We start from the raw sequence: 15,889 nt of genomic DNA, 5'->3' as shown, positions 1-15,889 counted from the left end.
ATTCGCAGCGAGCAAGTTTCAGTTTGGCGGGACGCTGGCAAACGTCATGCCATTGCAAGGCTGGCCGGCACGCGCTGGGGCGGATGGAGGAGGCGTATCCTTTTTTGGGATGGCCACGGCGGTCGGCGAGTCTGAGCGATTTGCAATCGACGGGGGTATTCTGCAGTAAATGCGGACAAGCTGCAAAAAGTGAGTTTGGAATCTCACTTTGGGATCCACTTCAGATAGTGCGAATAAATCGCCACGTTTTTGCTGCGGACCTGAGTTCGCACGGATGTTTTTATCGAGACGTCGTCGTCATGTTGAGGCGGAACGTGTTGAGTCGGAACGCTAGTTGCTCGCTGCACGCCCGTTTTCGCGAAAATGCACAGGCCGGCTCGAAGCACGAACCAGGTTTTTCGCTATACTGCCCACGCGGAAATCGTGATCTCGCCGTAAGTGCCATGCACCGAGAGCGGCTTTTGAGCTGATTCGTTGGCAGTCCCGGTTAGCGGGCAGTCCTGTACTCTTGTTCCCTGATAAGAAAATTAATGAAAGTTCGATCCCTTCTCACCAATCTCGCCAGCGGAAGTTTGCGGATTTATTCGCATCAGCAGACGGTCAAACAAGGGGGCGATTCGTCCTCCGTCGAACGCAAGTACTTGGAACTCGATGGGACTCCCGAGGCCTACCGGTTTATGGCATCGCTGCTGAACGAAATGGCGGATAACGCCGAGCGGCACGGGAAAAACGCACCCGGCCAAAACGTATTGCTTGATCCCAAAGATGCAGACGCGATCGCGATCGACGATTACGATGCGATTTCGCTTACCTGTCGCAAGCGTCCGCCGAGCAATCAGCTGTTCTCGCTCGGAACCGATTGAATCTCGGACGCTAAGGGTTAAGCAGAAAAGAACACGGCCAGCCACACAGTGGGTTCGCTCGCCGAGGTCCAATCGATGCGATGTTTTTGATGCGCCGGGATCGTCACGTGATCTCCGGGGCAAAGTGTTTTTGGCGGAGTGCCGTCAGCAAAGCAAAGCTGTGCCCTGCCCTTTAGCACAATCACCCATTCGCTTTCCTCTTGGTCGTACCAGAATCCTGCGTCGCTACACTGGCCGGTGGACACGATACGTTCGATCCGAATCGATGGTGTCTCAACAAGGATGTTGACCAGTTCCGCGGCAAGCTTGTCAGGCAAGTCGTGAAACAAGTTTGCGGGATTGGGCTTCGGCATCGATCCGCTTGCACGGGGTTAGGGGCGAGAGGTCAATCAAAGTCGGTTTCGTTGACAATCAATGTCTCGTCATCGATGTCAACAACGTCGCCAATGACGAGCTGTTTTCGTCGCCGTGTTTCGACTTCGCCATTCAAACACACATCACCGGCTTGGATCAGGATCTTGGCTTCACCGCCGGTGCCAACCATACCGCGGCATTTTAGAAAGTCGTCTAGCCGGATGATCGGGCCGCGGTCATTCGTGCTTGCCTCGCTAGAGGTCGCTTTTTCGGGACCGGAAAATTCAGGGTCAATGTTACTCATTATTTCACTTCAAAGGTTGCAATCACGGGCAGAGGGTCACTGATGTCACGTTCGTCGTCAGCGATGTCCCAGTAATGGTCCCAGTGCCGCTGTGGATCGTCGGGCGCGCCTTGGATGTACGATCGGCACGCACCTTGATGGATTGAAATACCAAATCCTTACGACTTGGATCATCTTCGATTAGCCAGCGTCTGACCAGCATGCAGCGAAGGCAGCCGAGCTGGAAAGTTTGCTGTCCGCAGAGATTCGGCTCATGGATTAGCCAGCGGTTTGTTTCGCCTTGGTGACAGCCTTGGGCCGCACGACATCCTTGGCCAATCCCATCATTTCAAGCAACTGGATCACTCGCCACGACATGTCAAATTCGTACCAGCGGTGACCATGAGCGGCGGATCGTGGTTCAGCATGATGATTGTTGTGCCAGCCTTCGCCGTGAGAGAATAACGCGACCAACCAATTGTTGCGGCTGTTGTCTCGCGTTTCGTAATTGCGATAACCGAATACATGGGACAGCGAGTTAACCGCCCATGTGCCATGCAGCACAAAGACGGTGCGTACTGCGACCGCCCAAACGGCATAGCTATAAGCGTACCGGAGTGCTTCCCCGACTTGGCCGCCACTGACCACGTATCCGACAATCCCGCCAGCACCGATGATCAATAAGGCGTGAGCGACAAAGACGAAGAACCAGCCACCGTGACGCTCGAGCTTTAGGTAAAACGGGTCTCGCAGCAGGTCACGAACGTAACGCTCGTAATGGCTCGTTCGGTCCAGCGTTTTGTGGCGACAAACCACCCAGCCCATGTGTCCCCACAAGAAATTCACAAGCGGCGAATGTGGGTCGGGTTGATGGTCACTGTGCTGATGGTGCATGCGGTGAATCGCAACCCAGCGTGACGGACTGTCCTGCAAATTGCACATACCCAGAAGTGCAAAGGTGTGTTCAAGCCATTTCGGGCAGGTGAACCCACGATGTGTCAGTAGCCGGTGGTAACCCACCGTGATCCCCAGCATTCCGAATGTGAAATGACCAAGAATCCCCAGCACCAAGCCGGACCAAGTAAACAGGTAGCTGAAACTGAAGGGAAGAAAGGCCAGCAGTGCAACCAGATGGATCGCCGATAGCACGATCACATATTGCCACAAAATCTTCAGTGGCTCGGTTTCTTCAGGACGTGGCAATTGCTGCGGGTCGATCCCCGAGGCGGGCAGAGTCGCATCGCAGATGTCACTCTCAGCAGCAGCGGGGGCCGGACTCACTTGTTTCGTCACGCTCGCGTTTTCGATGCGATCTTCGACGGCGGATGCGGTGTTGGAAGCTCGCAAAATCGATTCCGACTCGGGGGTGGTTTGTTGAGAGGGGGTCATACCATCCATGTTTCTTCAACATTCCCATCGGGTCTAGTGTCGACGCCGAAAATCTGGATCCAAATCGATAAAAAAAGCCGACCGAGTTCACTCAATGTTACTCGATCGGCTTTGCTGTAATGCGTTAGGCAAGATGGGGACGATGGCGTGCGCCGTGCCGCTACCCAGGTAGATGGCATTGGGCTTTTGCCGCACCACGCAACCGAAGTAGAAGAAAACCCAGGAAACTGCGGAAGAGGCTGCCGAAGTGAGGAGAGGAGCTGCCCCCAATCGTGATTGCAGGGCAGCAGCGAAACCCGCTACTACTTCTTCTTCTTCGCGTCCTTGGCGTCGTCTTCCTTCTTCACTTTCTTCTTTCTCTTCAGCGAAACTTTAGGAACGCGCACTTTCGCCATGCCAACGATGTTGGCTTCAGGGTCAAAACGGTCCAGTTCAGTCAGGCGAGCGATACGCTCAGCCCGAGTCAACACGTTTCGCGACTTGATAGCCCCGGCTTGCACCTTAAGGCTGCGATCCATGGTCATATTACGGCTCAGTCGGTCAAATTCGAGAGAGGGATACAATTGAACGTTTAGGGGCCTCGCAAAATAGCGGCTTTGGAGATTTTTGACAAGTTGACTTCTCGTTTTCCTGTCAAAATCCATAAAACGCCTGCGAAATGGCCCCTGCCAGCGACATTTCTGATCAAGCCGGAACGGCTGCCTTCCCAAGGTGGGGGGGGCGTGGCGAAGCTCGCCCGTCGTTTCGGCCTGCGAACGCCCGTTACAGCGAGCTGGTCTCTTTTTTGTCGGCAAATTCGGGCTTCGTCTGCCGCAGGATCGCCAAAATTTCGGATCGCATCGTTGGTGTCAAATGGGCAAACTCAGGATCATCCACCTTGTTTTCTAAGATCGCGGTTAGTCGATCGATGATCTTGCTGCGAACTTGCTCTGGCAACCCGTCAAAGGCATCCGAGTAAATCAGGTAGCTGCAAGGATAGCGGAACAGTCGTGTGTTCAGATCGAGGTCTCGCAGCGATCGTCCTTTCGCGTCGCGAATCCCTCGCGCCGCAAACTCCTCGGCAAAGCCACTTGTTCCCTGCACAGGCGACGTCAACGCAAACTCGTCGCACATCAACAGATGATTGACCACGCGATCGGCCGAAGAGGCGATTCTTCGCTGCGCACTTTCGCTCAAGTAATCGGGGGCTCGCTCGAGAAACTCGTTCATCTGATACGATTGGTGGATCGCTTCGCGAGTTTCATAGTTCGCTGCGGCAATGGCGTTGTGCATTTGGGTTTGATGCTCGAGCACCATCAATGCCACCAAGTCGCTGTGCGGCGACAGATAGGGTGTTGTCGACACGATACCTTCAAGCGACTCGCGATTGGCCCCCGCTTCTCGGTCGCCGTCGGTGTCGTCTTCTTCATACGTGATGTTGCCCATGTGCCGCATCTCGCCATGGGTTCCTGTCACATACCACCCGCCCCAACGTTCCTCGAACGGACTCGTTTGGTCGGTATTGTAGGTGCCGCTACCGAGAATCGGTTGCCCTCCTGAATCCGCAAACACGCTGCGGACAAGGTAGCCTGGCACATTTTGAGTCCGGCTTGATGCGTGGCATGTTAAACATTGACCTCGGTCGCGAACGAATTTCGGAGCGGCGTCCTCGGATTGGCTCAGCGTGTAAAACATCGCTCCTTGTTTGGCATCGGTCGCGGCAAATTCGATCACGTCGCCCCGTTGGCACCAGCCAACGTAAACGTCGTCGTTAAAGTACAACGCGCGTGGCCGATGGGGGCTGATCCGGCGAAGTTGCAGGCTCGTCTTGGAAAACACCAGCGTTTGCGAGCTGATCGGCACATCAAGTGCCTCAAGTACCGATTTCAAGTAGCCATGTTGTCGGTCGTAGCTCAAGCAGACTTCGCCAGTTTCCACTTTGGCGGCTAGCTTCGAGACAGGATCGTTTGTCGCCGCGGTCATGTAGTTGATTGGCGGACCCTCGAACGAATCTCGCTGCGCACTCGCGGTCGCACCGCACAGAAAACTGGTCATCATTGCCAAGACCCCACACAGGACGCGGCGCAAGGGGGAGCGGAATGGATGCAGAATAAGCACGTTCATGAGGTCCTCGACGATCGACCAAGGCGGGCGCGATGCAGGCGTGTACCGGCTGCGGCGTTGGGAGGGGGGTGATGGCGGGGTGGATCCGTGTTCCCATCCGGCGGGCATTTTTCGCGTCACGAAGCACTACACCATCCCCCCCAATAAACTACATTGATCTAATCTGTACGTCAAGGTGTATGTTTGGTCGAGAGGCTGCGATTGTGCGGGCTGCGATTGTGCGGGCATTGCGGCGTCGTCGTGTCTGGCTGGGACGATTTGTCTTGCCACTTGCTTGCCGCCTTGGACTTCAGCTCACGGCACTCGCGTTGCCGTGAATTCGACTCGGTATTCTCGGTTCGGGTCGCAATCACGGGGGTTGGGGACCAAGATGAAATCGTCGGTGATGACGGGGGTAAGCTCATCGCCATCGATGAGTTGGATTTGTTGGATGCGATGAGGCAGCAGTTCGACGATCGGCCGCCATCCCCGCTGAGCTCCATTGGTGTTGATCAGCTTAAAGGAGTCTTCGCCACGGTTCGGTGTGATCACCAGCGTGTAGTGGTTACCGTTGATGAGTAGCTTTTGATCGTACGCCTTGGGCTGTTCTTCCATCTGAGCCTGCCAGGCGGGGTCGCCGTAAAACGCCACGACATCGCGGTCCCAAAGCAGTCCGGCACCATCGTGTGCGGTCAAGCCAAGCGATTTTCCGTGCGAGTTCGGCGTGGTGCTGACGGCCGGTCGTGTTCCCACTTGCAGCTCGGCGTCGACAATATCGTCAAAGCAGGTGTCTAGACGATGAATCAGAGCATGGTGATTTGCATGGAATGCTTCGGCCAATGTGTAGCGGCCGGGTTGTTCGACGAAGTAATCCAGTAGTCCCCAGCCGCCGTAGCCGTACCAGGTGACGACGGTGTAGCCGACCATTTGGCGAACGCCAAGTTGGTTCATCCACGCCAATGCCATCGCATCGGGGCCGTCAATGTCACCCATCAAGCAGTTTCCCACCGCTAAATAGACTTTGGGGTTATCGGATTGAATTTCAAAGCGTTCGCCGTCGGTGGTGACCCCGAACATCTTGCCCGCTTTGGATCGAAACGTGCCGTTGCGATAGCGAAATCCAATTTGCCAATCACGCTGAGTGGCATGGCCCGACGTCACAAACAGATCGGCAGTGTTGTCGCTCAATGATTTTGCCAAGGCATGCGTGGTGTCCGCAGGCCCTTGTTGCTGTCGAGCCGCATCCCCTTTCGCTTTGCTGACGGTTTTGGATTTCACCAATTCATCGAACCAGACGCCGGAGCTGCACATCTCTAGCGCGATCTCGGTGCCGGCGGCGACATGCGAAACGGTCAGAGGTTCGTTTTGCTGAGCCGTTCTCAGAGCCCCGGCGGCGTCGAATCCCGTGATGATGCCCCACTGGGTATCGGTGTAGGGATCAGAGTCAAGTTGGCGTGTCACTTGATGGACCGCGGCGACGAAGTCGCGATTGGCTTGCTGCGGCGTCGCGACAAAACAACTGTACCGCGGATGCTGGCTCCGCAGCGCTTCAAGGCACTCTTGCACATCTTGGTCCCAAAACACCACATCGGCGTCTGCGTGTCTTTGCCGGAGTGCCTCAACGACGCGTTGCCACGGAGCGTCCTGGTGCGTTTCCCGATTGATCACAATCGTGTAGTCGCTCGCAACGGCAGCCGAACCAAGAGCGAAGGCGAAGAGCAAGCTGATATAAGCAACCGTTTTCATGAAAATGTCTGCGAGTGAAGCGTGCGTTGATGAATATTAAAAAGGGCGAAGTGCCCAATGGTGACGGCTCCAGCACGGACGCCGGCGTGATGTATTATGGTACCGTGTTGCCGAGCGATCGGCATGATAACGGATGGGGGCGAAAAATTTCCGAACAATCAACAGGGTAGCCAGCGTGGGTCGAGGATCTCGCCGAAGCGATCAATCGTGGAGCCAATTTTCCCAATCATTTGATAGGGAGAGTCGCTAAATGAACGGTTTTTATCGATGGCTCGTTCTGGTCTTGCTGTTGCAGTGCTTTGGGGTGGTGGGGCGGTATTACTGGTCGACCAATGAAACCGAAAGCGACGTTTACGGTTTGCTTTATTTCGATTGGGGGTGGTCCGAGACGTTTGCCCAGTATGTCGATGACTTCGGCGCTTTGTCTTGTGGTGTAGCGGCGGTGTTGGTGGTCCTGACCGCATCGGCGTCGCTTCCGCTGGAAGGAGTCTGGCCTGCCAACGGGAACGCCGTGGGAACATCGCGTGGTTGGTTTCGGCCGCTTGTGTTCCGCGTCTCGTTGGCGTGGATCTTCGTGTGGATGTTCCTGCTGGCGCTAATTTTTATGGTCCGCGGAGATCGGTTTTCGGAACTCTCGCTGGGCGAGCATGCGGTGCGATATGGTTTGCCTTTGGCATTGTTAATGTTTTCGCTTCCGCAGGCGAGTTTCACTGGGGTGTGGGTGCTGCGTGTTGCAGCGGCTGCTACCTTCATCGTGCACGGATACAAGGCGATGCAGTTGTATGGTCCCTTTACCGATCTGATCCTGATCTCGGATGCATCGTGGTCGGCACTGCAGATTGAGCAAGTGACCGCAGAACGAGCGTTATGGACGATCGGGCTGGTCGACATCATTGCGGGGATTCTGCTGATGGCGGTTCGTTGGGGGGCTGTGCCTGTCTACATGGGGTGCTGGGGTGTGATCACGGCGCTAAGCCGGATGACCGCATTCGGGGTGGATGCGTGGCCGGAAACGTTGGTCCGCGCGGCCAATGGGGGTGTGCCGTTCGCATTGGTTTTGGCTGCGGTTGTGTTCACGCCCCGCGGCAAGTTGATGTACAATCGAGCTCCCTCCCCTTCCCCACCTCCCTCCGAACAATGCGTCTAGTTCATGAAACCCAGTTCTACGTTTGCTTCGTTTTGTTTTGTTAGTTGTCTCGGCCTGTTTTGCTTCGCTGCCAAGCAAGGGCTTTATGCGGATGCGCCCTTGGTGGGAACCAAGCCGGCGCATTGGCGAGTGACATGGCGGTCGGATCCTGCCACATCGGCAACGGTTTCCTGGAGCACCGCTGAACAAGGGACGCAGCACAGCGTGCGTTACCGGGTCAAAGGCAGTGATCGAGACGAAGGTTTCGTGGCGGCAAAAAGTGGGCGTTTCACGGGTGGCCACGCCGAACTGTATTATCATCACGCTGAATTGACGGGACTAAAACCGGCGACTCGCTACGAAGTGCAGATGATTAGCGATGGCGAAACGTCGCCGGTCTTTTACTTCTTGACCGCGCCGGATAACGATCGGCCTTTTAGTTTGCTCAATGGAGGCGATTCTCGAAGCGATCAGCAAGAGCGGCGCAAGGTGAACCAGATGATCGCCAAAATGGTGGGGCAATCGTTTGCAAATGACGACCCAGCCGATGATATCTTGGCATTGGTTCACGGCGGAGACTATATCGTTAGCGGGCCTAATGTCGCTCAGTGGTCTCAATGGTTGTCCGATCATGAGTTGACGGTGACCGATGACAATCGATTGCTTCCTGTGATTCCGGCGCGAGGCAATCACGATTCGGGGAAACCATTTAACGAGGTCTTTGGGTTTCCCGAGGATGATAAAAACTATTACGCCATTAACATCACGCCTGCCACTCGTTTGATCACGCTGAATACAGAAACCAGTACTGCGGGCAGCCAGGCGAAGTGGTTGCAGCGAGAATTGGCGTCGTCGCGTCCCGCTCATCGCTGGGTGGTCGCCCAGTATCACCGACCTGCCTTCCCCGCTGTCAAAACGCCAAGCACAGCTCTTCAAAGTTGGGTGCCGCTGTTTGAACAATACAACGTGGACCTAGTGTGCGAAGCCGACGGTCACAATATCAAGCGGACGGTTCCCATCCGTGATGGCAAGCATGATGAGACCGGCGTCGTCTATATCGGCGAAGGCGGATTGGGGGTCGGCCAGCGGACTCCCAAGACCGAACGATGGTTTTTGCAGCCGCCTGGGATGGCGGACCAGGGCAGCCATGTCTTTGTGTTAACCTTTGCTGAAGAGGCGATTTCAGGAAAGTGCGTCTTGCTTGGCGGGGACGTTCGCGACACGTTCCGTCGTCCCGTACGCGGTAAATAACGTCGCGGGGCCGAAAGTCACGTTGCTCGCCGCCCGGCCGCATCGCTCGGGTGTGGGGCGATCGGCGGCGCGGCCGCAGTTTGGCCCGCAATCGCGGGCGAAAACTATCGCTTTTTTTAAGCTTTCTTGAAACGACCGAAACCTTCGACGGTTTGGCTGGTTACATGTCTTAGACGCTGGCCTTGTGGTATCGGTTCAGCCGCCTTTGAAAAACAAATCAACAAGAGATACTCCTCTTACTCGTTCTGGGAACTTTCGAATGAAAATGAGACACGTTGCGTTTTGCTTGGTAGCGGTCGCGCTGTCGGCATTGATGGTGGGTGAGTCGTTGGCGCAAGAGGGCGGCCGGCGTGGCGGCGACCGCGGCGGTCGCGGTGGACCTGGCGGCGGTGGACCCGGCGGAGCGGGTGGCGGAGATCCAACATTCGGTTTGTTGATGATCGAAAAGGTGCGTGAAGAAATTGAATTGATGCCCGACCAAGTCGAGGCGCTCAAGAAGGTTCGCGAAGATGGCGGTGAGCGTGGGCAGCGTCCCGACTTCGATTTCCGTGAAGCAAGCGAAGAGGAACGCGCTGAATTCTTCAAGAAGATGCAGGAAGAGCGTAAGGAGCGCAGTGCGAAATTGCGTGAACAACTCGAAGAGGTTCTGCTGCCAGGACAGCTTTCGCGTCTGAAAGAGATCTCGATCCAGGTTCAAGGCGTCGCAGCTCTGGGTAACGAAGATGTTCAAAAAGAGTTGAAGATTACTGACGCTCAGAAGAAGGAATTGGAAGAGGCTCGCGAGAAAATCCAAACCGAGATGCGTGAGAAAATGCGAGAGTTGATGGCTTCGGGCGACCGCGACAAGATGCGTGAAGCATTCGGTAAGGTTCGCGAAGATGTCGAGACTCAAGTGTTGGCGGTGTTGACAGCCGACCAAAAAGCAGCCTTCGAGAAGATGAAGGGCGAAAAATTTGAGATGCCGGAAGGTGTGCAAGGCGGAATGCGGGGTGGGGCTCGCGGTGGCGCCCAAGGTGGTGATGGTGGACGTGGCGGTTTCGGTCGTGGTGGAGACCGCGGTGGTGATCGTGGTGGCCGCGGCGGCCGTGGCGAACGGTCCACTGATTCCGAAAACTGATTTATAAACGCCCGGCAGGTCGGTTGTGATCTGCGTAGCGTTTGGAAAACGTAAGCTTCGGTTGCCGGCGAAGCGCTCCGTCGCGCCGATAGGGGCAGGCTCTGAGACATCAGAGTCTGCCCCGCTTTCGTTTAGTAACGAGGTTGCCCTTCGCCGCTGTGAAGGCGAACGCGGGAAGCTAGGCGTCCGCCACACTGCCGGCATTTGATCGCTGCGCCGTGTCATTGCTGCGGTCGCTCGGCCGCCAATCGACGAGATGGATTTCCACTTTTCGGAAACCGCGGAATTCGTTGATCACCGGCCGGTAAGCAATTTCGATCGGTCCCTTGCACTCGTTCAGTGCGTCGCACCAATCGCCGGCGCTAAAGGCGACGCCGCGGATCGTTTTCACGCCTTGTCGCAGCTTGACGCTCAAGTGGCGATCACCGCCTCCCATTCGGCGGGCCGGTTCATCGAGTTCGATGTTGCCGCAAAATAGCGTCGGGCGTGGGTTGCCGGCGCCAAACGGAGCAAGTGTTTCAATCTGTTTGACCGTTTCCAAATTCAGTTGCCCAAGCGATGCCTCCGCATCGATTACGATCTCGGGCACAATGTCTCGCTCGGACCATTGCCGAGCAACCGCTTCGCAAAAATCGCCACGAAACGCATCGATTTGGTCTTCTTCGATCGTCAATCCCGCAGCCGCTTTGTGGCCGCCAAATTTGACCAGCCGCTCACTGCAATCGCTGAGCGCTTCGTGCAGATCGATCCCGGTGCCGCCAACACGACCCGAGCCAACCGCTTGCGTTTTTCCTGTCGCGTCGAGTGAAAGGATTAGCACGGGTTTGGCGTGTTTTTCCGCCAAGCGGCCTGCGACGACGCCGATCACGCCCGGGTGCCAGCCGACTCCGCCCAGTACAAGTGCGGCATCCGCTTCGACATCAAATTCTTCTTTCGCCTGCTTTTGGGCAGCCAAATAAACGCTCCGCTGTAATGTGTCGCGGTCGTTGTTCAGTTGGTGGATATATTCGGCAAGTGCCTCGGCTCTTTCTCCGCCCGGCGTCGTCAGTAGTTCGACCGCGAGTTGGGCTTGGCCGAGTCGTCCGGCTGCGTTTAGCCGCGGTGCAATCGTAAATGCGATGCTGTCGGATGTGACTGAGGACGCTTGATCGACCTTGGTGATCTTCATCAGTTCCGCGAGTCCGGGAAGCGGTTGGGCGCGAAGCGTTTTTAGCCCGTGTTCAACCAGCACGCGGTTTTCGTCCAGCAGCGGAACCACGTCCGCGACTGTCCCGATCGCGGCCAATGCAATCGACTGCATCAAGTAGCGACGCATCGGATCGGTTACCTTTTCGCTGCCTGCAACCTGTTGGCAGATGGCCCAGGCCAGTTTGAATGCGACACCGGCGCCACACAGTTCACCAAAGGGGTAATTCGTACCGGGAAGTCGCGGGTGAACCACGGCGTCCGCGCGTGGCAGTTCGCCATCAATGGTGTGATGGTCGGTGATGATCAGCTTGACGCCGAGTTCGCGACAAAGCTCGGCATGTTCGCGGCTGGTGATTCCGCAGTCGACGGAAATGATCAGCTTCTTTCCGCGATCTGCCAATTTGCGGATCGCCGCCTCATTCAGACCGTAACCATCTTCGAGTCGGTTGGGGACATGGTAGCTGACGTCAGCCCGCATCAGTCGCAATCCGTTGACCAGGATCGCGGTGCCGGTCATGCCGTCGCAGTCGTAGTCGCCATAGATCGTGATCGGTAATTGATTGTCGATCGCATCGACAATGATTTGTGTCGCCTCGACCACGCCGGGAAGTTCTTTGGGGTCACGCAGGTCCTTTAGTTTCGTGCTCAGGAACTGCGACGCATCATTGGCGTTGTAGATGCCTCGGCTGACAAGCAGTTGTGCCACGACGGCGGGAAGACGCGCCGAAGCAGCGAGTTGCTGCACACGAGAGGCGTCGTGGGGGATGATTCGCCATCGACGCTGCATCCTGGACTCCACAAAGAGAGAGGGGGCGAAAGATTCGTTTGCTCGAGTAGGTTTGCGTCCCGCGACCCATGTCGCCTAAGTTTGGGCCACGTAAGTTTGGGCCGCCTAAGTTTGGCACGAAACCGGTCGTTTTTATAGCGGAGCGGCGTGAGCTGCCCGGTCAAAATCGAACGATTTGCTCACCACCACCGGGCGGCTCGCACAGCACCGCGACCAAGGTAGACAGCATTGAGCACAGGCCGCCTGCGTTGTGCGGATGAGAAGCCTGCTGGCATTCGACCCGTCATCCAAGCGGACGTAGGCTCGTCGGAGATGAACCCGCTTTGCCCTGCGGGATCGCAGAGCGTTTTGATTATTTCCAGGCAGCGAAAAAACCAGGAGCGTTTTGTTGCTCCTGGTGTCGGCGAAAGTCATTGTGACTTTCGTATAGGCATCAGACCGACCATGTGGCGTCAATCGAACGCTGGCGATCGGTGGGCCGAATCGAATTACTTCTTCTTTTCGACGTGCCAAGTGTGCTTACGCAAACGCGAGCTGTACTTCTTCAGGCGGAGCTTTTCGCCGCCTGCTTTGCGTTGAAGCGTGTAGTTGTAATCTCCGGTTTCTTCGCAAACGAGGAACACGGTATCTGCTTTTTTCTTGCTACGACCAGCCATCGGAACTCTCTTTTATCTAAATCACAATGTGTGTGGTGCGAAAGGAAATCGTTATGAGAACGTCTTTCGGGCCTGGGATTATGGCAGGAAACTATCGAGTTGGGCAAGTCGCTTTTGCTTAAAAAGCTCATTCCCCCTCCATGATCGCCTCTTTGATCGCCACCACGACCCCTCGCCGGCTGAGCGAATTGGCCGTGATCCGGTCCACATCCAATCCCAATGATCGGCCGATTCGGACCGCCAAGTCGACATCGCGAACGCCAAAATACTGATTTACTTGCCGTTCGCCCACATAAATCGTCTGGTCGTCCGAGCAAAATCCTGATTCGAAGGCTTCGCGGTCCTCGTCGATCCAGCTTTCGGGGACACGGCGGATTCTGCAGTGCTCGACACTCCAAATTTCGTCGCCGGTGCATTCCGAAAGGAGGGCGAGTGCTCGATGGCGGGCAATTTCGATCACGGGAAATTAGGATCCGGCGGGTTGGATGGATTGTTTAGGCAGCACTACAGCGAAATTCACTTGGGTTGCCGAGCGATTCACTTGGATTGCTCGGCTCACTTGGATTGCTCGGCTCACTTGGATTGCTCGGCTCACTTGGATTGTTCGGCCAACAGCGGGTCGATTTTTGCGGCGACCACAAAATCATTGCGGCTCAGGCCATTGATCGCGTGCGTCGTCAGCTCGATGGTCAGCATCCGGTAGCCTGTCAGATGCAGGTCGGGATGATGCTGTTCCTGTTCTGCCAATACCGAAATCTGATTGATGTGTGCAACGGCATCGACAAAATTACGGCATTTCAGCGTGCGAGAGATTCGTTTTGCGTCGGCCGCGAGTTCCCATTCCGGGATCGCTTTGATGAGATCGGACGCCTGATCGCGAGAAAGTGTTGGCACACCTCCTTCGCATGGCACGCACTTGGCGGCACGTAGCGAACCTGCGTTGTCGGAGTTCGCGTTTTTTGGGGAATCTGAGCCGGAAGTCTCGGTTCGATTTGATTTTGACATGCTCTTTTGACGATTCAGAGGGTTCGGTTCAGCAAGATTTTATAAGAATCTTACAAAAAACTGTATCAACAAGCATCGTTTGCCGTTGACGTCGCGAAATGAATTGACGACATTCTCCCGCTTCGTGAGAGGAAATCTCGCGTTTTATAAGTGGGAGAGTTTGCCGCCATCCGGCGTGCTGTGAATCGCAACCATGCGGTCACCGTGTGCATCGGAAGGGCCAGGTGACCTCGCCGAACCACCCGACATATAAGAGAGTCGCGACCCTATGGGTAAAAAATCCAAGCGTTATCGTGCAGCGCTCGCAAAGCAGCCTGCAAATTTGCTGCCACTCAGCGAAGCAGTTGACGCACTCAAAAAATACGATTTGACCAAGTTCGACCAAACGGTCGAAGTGCACATGCGTTTGGGCGTTGACCCGAACCAAGCGGATCAAATCATTCGTGGCAGCATCGTGTTGCCAAACGGAATCGGCAAGACTCAGCGAGTCGTCGTGTTCGCCAAGGGCGATGCGGCCAAGGCCGCTGAAGAAGCGGGTGCCGACGAAGTAGGTCAAGAAGACTTGGCTAAAAAAATCAAAGACGGTTGGACAGACTTTGATGTTTGTATCGCCGCTCCTGACATGATGGGTCTAGTGGGACCGCTTGGTCGTGTCCTCGGTCCTCGTGGATTGATGCCTAGCCCGCGTGCGGGAACGGTCACCCCGGACGTTGCTAAGGTTGTTGGCGAATACAAGGCTGGTAAAGTCGAGTTTCGTAACGACAAGGGCGGCAACGTCCACGCGATGGTCGGCAAAATGAGCTTCGAGCCACAGAAGCTCACCGAAAACATCACTGCATTCGTTGACTTCGTCAGCGGCATGAAACCCCAATCCGTCAAGGGCACTTACATTAAAGGCGTTGCCATCTGTGCAACGATGAGCCCCAGTGTGAGAGTTGCGTACTAGCAAGTCTTTTAGAGTATCAGGCTTTTTGAACTAGACGTTCTGTCGCACAAATCGCACTTAAGTGAACCCAACCGATGAGTAAATACGTCAAAGAATTGGTGACTCGCGACATCAAACGCGAACTAGACGGTGTCGAAGACGCCGTGCTGGTGAGCTATGTCGGGATGGACGCCATCACTACCAACGAACTTCGTGGCGAGCTGGATGCGAAAGACATTCGCATGCTGGTCGTCAAGAATTCTCTTGCTCGGCGAGCGACCGAAGGGTCTTCGCTGGCACCTGCCTTCGAGGGAACTCGTGGGCAAGTCGCTGTATGCTGGGGGGCGTCTGATTTCGTCTCTCTTGTCAAGGAGATCGTTCGACTTGATAAGGACAGCAGCAAGTATGAGAAGTTTACCGCTGCTGGCGGTGTCATGGATGGCGAAAAGCTTGATGCGGATCGCTTGAAAGAAGTCAGCAAGTGGCCAAGCCGCGAAGAGCAAATTTCGATGTTGTCAGGTCAAATTCTTGGTCCTGGATCGCAATTGTCGGCCGCACTTCTCGGTCCGGGCAAGAAGCTCAACAGTCAAATTAAGAAAATCGCAGAAGGCGACGAGTAGTTGCTCTTTTGTTAGTCGTTCCGTAACAAATCACCAACTGTTTTTGAGGTATTAGAAATGTCCGAAGAAGGCACCGCGGTCGCCGAATTTAGCGCCGAAGCAAAAGAAATGGGCGACAAGATCGCCGGTATGACCCTGAAGCAAGCCAAAGAGCTCAGCGATTACTTGAAGGATGTCCACGGCATCGAACCTGCCGCTGGCGGCGGAGTCATGATGGCTGCACCTGCTGAAGGTGGTGGCGCTGCTGTTGAAGAGAAGACCGAATGGGACATCGTCCTGACCGGCTTCGGCGACAAGAAGCTGAACGTTGTGAAGGTTGTTAAGAACCTGACCGGCGCTTCGCTGATGGAAGCCAAGAAGATGGTCGAAGGCGTTCCAGCTACCTTGAAGGAAGGCGCATCGAAAGAAGATTGCGACAAGATCAAGGCGGAAATCGAAGAAGCTGGCGGAACCGTCGAACTCAAGTAGTTCGCTGTTGGGCGCTCGCTCGAATCACC

18 protein-coding genes are annotated in these 15,889 nt (G+C 55.6%); 8 read left to right on the top strand and 10 right to left on the bottom strand.

Annotated features, from left to right (window positions below):
• Positions 1-530 precede the first annotated feature (530 nt).
• On the top strand, positions 531-863 hold the full coding sequence (locus ABD971_RS20445) for a hypothetical protein (RefSeq protein ID WP_339946544.1): 333 nt from the start codon (positions 531-533) through the stop codon (positions 861-863).
• Between the two features lie 17 nt (positions 864-880).
• Here ABD971_RS20445 and ABD971_RS20440 read toward each other — a convergent pair whose 3' ends face one another.
• The 6 genes from ABD971_RS20440 to ABD971_RS20415 all read right to left on the bottom strand — a co-directional run bounded on the left by ABD971_RS20440 (position 881) and on the right by ABD971_RS20415 (position 6,717).
• Positions 881-1,216 carry a cupin domain-containing protein gene (locus ABD971_RS20440; protein WP_345325109.1) on the bottom strand — a complete coding sequence of 112 codons (336 nt, stop codon included), beginning with the start codon at positions 1,214-1,216 and terminating at the stop codon, positions 881-883.
• A gap of 32 nt (positions 1,217-1,248) precedes the next feature.
• Positions 1,249-1,521: an RNA-binding S4 domain-containing protein gene (locus ABD971_RS20435; RefSeq protein ID WP_339946546.1), complete on the bottom strand. Its 273-nt coding sequence runs from the start codon at positions 1,519-1,521 to the stop codon at positions 1,249-1,251.
• A 258-nt stretch (positions 1,522-1,779) separates the two neighbouring features.
• Positions 1,780-2,889, bottom strand: a complete 1,110-nt coding sequence (locus tag ABD971_RS20430; RefSeq protein WP_339946548.1) for an acyl-CoA desaturase — start codon at positions 2,887-2,889, stop codon at positions 1,780-1,782.
• Positions 2,890-3,191: 302 nt separating this feature from the next.
• The gene (locus tag ABD971_RS20425) at positions 3,192-3,413 is read right to left on the bottom strand and encodes a small basic protein (protein ID WP_339946549.1); all 222 of its coding nucleotides are present in this window, start codon (positions 3,411-3,413) and stop codon (positions 3,192-3,194) included.
• A 238-nt stretch (positions 3,414-3,651) separates the two neighbouring features.
• Positions 3,652-4,992, bottom strand: coding sequence for a hypothetical protein (locus ABD971_RS20420; RefSeq protein ID WP_345325106.1), 1,341 nt, complete (start codon positions 4,990-4,992; stop codon positions 3,652-3,654).
• A gap of 294 nt (positions 4,993-5,286) precedes the next feature.
• Positions 5,287-6,717 carry a hypothetical protein gene (locus tag ABD971_RS20415; RefSeq protein ID WP_345325104.1) on the bottom strand — a complete coding sequence of 477 codons (1,431 nt, stop codon included), beginning with the start codon at positions 6,715-6,717 and terminating at the stop codon, positions 5,287-5,289.
• 29 nt (positions 6,718-6,746) lie between these two features.
• On the opposite strand from ABD971_RS20415, the gene ABD971_RS20410 reads away from it, so the two are divergent.
• From ABD971_RS20410 to ABD971_RS20395, 4 genes are all read left to right on the top strand, one after another.
• Positions 6,747-6,887, top strand: coding sequence for a hypothetical protein (locus ABD971_RS20410; RefSeq protein WP_339946552.1), 141 nt, complete (start codon positions 6,747-6,749; stop codon positions 6,885-6,887).
• An 80-nt stretch (positions 6,888-6,967) separates the two neighbouring features.
• Positions 6,968-7,864: a hypothetical protein gene (locus ABD971_RS20405; RefSeq protein ID WP_345325102.1), complete on the top strand. Its 897-nt coding sequence runs from the start codon at positions 6,968-6,970 to the stop codon at positions 7,862-7,864.
• A 3-nt stretch (positions 7,865-7,867) separates the two neighbouring features.
• Positions 7,868-9,094, top strand: a complete 1,227-nt coding sequence (locus ABD971_RS20400; RefSeq protein WP_345325100.1) for a purple acid phosphatase family protein — start codon at positions 7,868-7,870, stop codon at positions 9,092-9,094.
• 259 nt (positions 9,095-9,353) lie between these two features.
• Positions 9,354-10,211 (top strand): hypothetical protein, encoded by an 858-nt coding sequence (locus tag ABD971_RS20395; RefSeq protein ID WP_345325098.1) that lies wholly within the window; start codon positions 9,354-9,356, stop codon positions 10,209-10,211.
• A 178-nt stretch (positions 10,212-10,389) separates the two neighbouring features.
• Here the strand turns inward: ABD971_RS20395 and recJ are convergent, their stop codons facing one another.
• The 4 genes from recJ to ABD971_RS20375 all read right to left on the bottom strand — a co-directional run bounded on the left by recJ (position 10,390) and on the right by ABD971_RS20375 (position 13,736).
• Entirely contained in the window at positions 10,390-12,186 is a 1,797-nt protein-coding gene (gene recJ, locus ABD971_RS20390; RefSeq protein ID WP_339946556.1) for a single-stranded-DNA-specific exonuclease RecJ, read from the bottom strand.
• Between the two features lie 488 nt (positions 12,187-12,674).
• A complete protein-coding gene (gene rpmG / locus ABD971_RS20385) occupies positions 12,675-12,842 on the bottom strand; it encodes a 50S ribosomal protein L33 (RefSeq protein ID WP_339946557.1) in 168 nt (55 codons plus the stop codon).
• Positions 12,843-12,969: 127 nt separating this feature from the next.
• On the bottom strand, positions 12,970-13,302 hold the full coding sequence (locus tag ABD971_RS20380; RefSeq protein ID WP_339946558.1) for a hypothetical protein: 333 nt from the start codon (positions 13,300-13,302) through the stop codon (positions 12,970-12,972).
• 131 nt (positions 13,303-13,433) lie between these two features.
• On the bottom strand, positions 13,434-13,736 hold the full coding sequence (locus ABD971_RS20375) for a 4a-hydroxytetrahydrobiopterin dehydratase (RefSeq protein WP_339946559.1): 303 nt from the start codon (positions 13,734-13,736) through the stop codon (positions 13,434-13,436).
• Positions 13,737-14,115: 379 nt separating this feature from the next.
• Here ABD971_RS20375 and rplA point away from each other — a divergent pair, with 379 nt between their 5' ends.
• From rplA to rplL, 3 genes are all read left to right on the top strand, one after another.
• Positions 14,116-14,793, top strand: coding sequence for a 50S ribosomal protein L1 (gene rplA / locus ABD971_RS20370; RefSeq protein WP_008697965.1), 678 nt, complete (start codon positions 14,116-14,118; stop codon positions 14,791-14,793).
• Positions 14,794-14,867: 74 nt separating this feature from the next.
• Positions 14,868-15,392: a 50S ribosomal protein L10 gene (rplJ, locus tag ABD971_RS20365; RefSeq protein ID WP_008697963.1), complete on the top strand. Its 525-nt coding sequence runs from the start codon at positions 14,868-14,870 to the stop codon at positions 15,390-15,392.
• Positions 15,393-15,449: 57 nt separating this feature from the next.
• Positions 15,450-15,860, top strand: coding sequence for a 50S ribosomal protein L7/L12 (gene rplL / locus ABD971_RS20360; protein ID WP_339946560.1), 411 nt, complete (start codon positions 15,450-15,452; stop codon positions 15,858-15,860).
• The last annotated feature ends 29 nt before the right edge of the window (positions 15,861-15,889 follow it).

Origin of the sequence: Novipirellula rosea (assembly GCF_039541335.1) — a bacterium.
Classification (GTDB): domain Bacteria; phylum Planctomycetota; class Planctomycetia; order Pirellulales; family Pirellulaceae; genus Novipirellula; species Novipirellula rosea.
This window is presented reverse-complemented; position numbering and strand designations above follow the sequence as displayed.

Coding starts and splice junctions, on each gene's coding strand:
- ABD971_RS20435 (WP_339946546.1), bottom strand. CDS start 1,521: ATGAGTAACATTGACCCTGAATTTTCCGGTCCCGAAAAAGCGACCTCT.
- recJ (WP_339946556.1), bottom strand. CDS start 12,186: ATGCAGCGTCGATGGCGAATCATCCCCCACGACGCCTCTCGTGTGCAG.
- ABD971_RS20415 (WP_345325104.1), bottom strand. CDS start 6,717: ATGAAAACGGTTGCTTATATCAGCTTGCTCTTCGCCTTCGCTCTTGGT.
- rplL (WP_339946560.1), top strand. CDS start 15,450: ATGTCCGAAGAAGGCACCGCGGTCGCCGAATTTAGCGCCGAAGCAAAA.
- ABD971_RS20410 (WP_339946552.1), top strand. CDS start 6,747: ATGAATATTAAAAAGGGCGAAGTGCCCAATGGTGACGGCTCCAGCACG.
- ABD971_RS20400 (WP_345325100.1), top strand. CDS start 7,868: ATGAAACCCAGTTCTACGTTTGCTTCGTTTTGTTTTGTTAGTTGTCTC.
- ABD971_RS20420 (WP_345325106.1), bottom strand. CDS start 4,992: ATGAACGTGCTTATTCTGCATCCATTCCGCTCCCCCTTGCGCCGCGTC.
- rplA (WP_008697965.1), top strand. CDS start 14,116: ATGGGTAAAAAATCCAAGCGTTATCGTGCAGCGCTCGCAAAGCAGCCT.
- ABD971_RS20445 (WP_339946544.1), top strand. CDS start 531: ATGAAAGTTCGATCCCTTCTCACCAATCTCGCCAGCGGAAGTTTGCGG.
- ABD971_RS20405 (WP_345325102.1), top strand. CDS start 6,968: ATGAACGGTTTTTATCGATGGCTCGTTCTGGTCTTGCTGTTGCAGTGC.
- ABD971_RS20440 (WP_345325109.1), bottom strand. CDS start 1,216: ATGCCGAAGCCCAATCCCGCAAACTTGTTTCACGACTTGCCTGACAAG.
- ABD971_RS20430 (WP_339946548.1), bottom strand. CDS start 2,889: ATGACCCCCTCTCAACAAACCACCCCCGAGTCGGAATCGATTTTGCGA.
- ABD971_RS20395 (WP_345325098.1), top strand. CDS start 9,354: ATGAAAATGAGACACGTTGCGTTTTGCTTGGTAGCGGTCGCGCTGTCG.
- rplJ (WP_008697963.1), top strand. CDS start 14,868: ATGAGTAAATACGTCAAAGAATTGGTGACTCGCGACATCAAACGCGAA.
- ABD971_RS20425 (WP_339946549.1), bottom strand. CDS start 3,413: ATGACCATGGATCGCAGCCTTAAGGTGCAAGCCGGGGCTATCAAGTCG.
- rpmG (WP_339946557.1), bottom strand. CDS start 12,842: ATGGCTGGTCGTAGCAAGAAAAAAGCAGATACCGTGTTCCTCGTTTGC.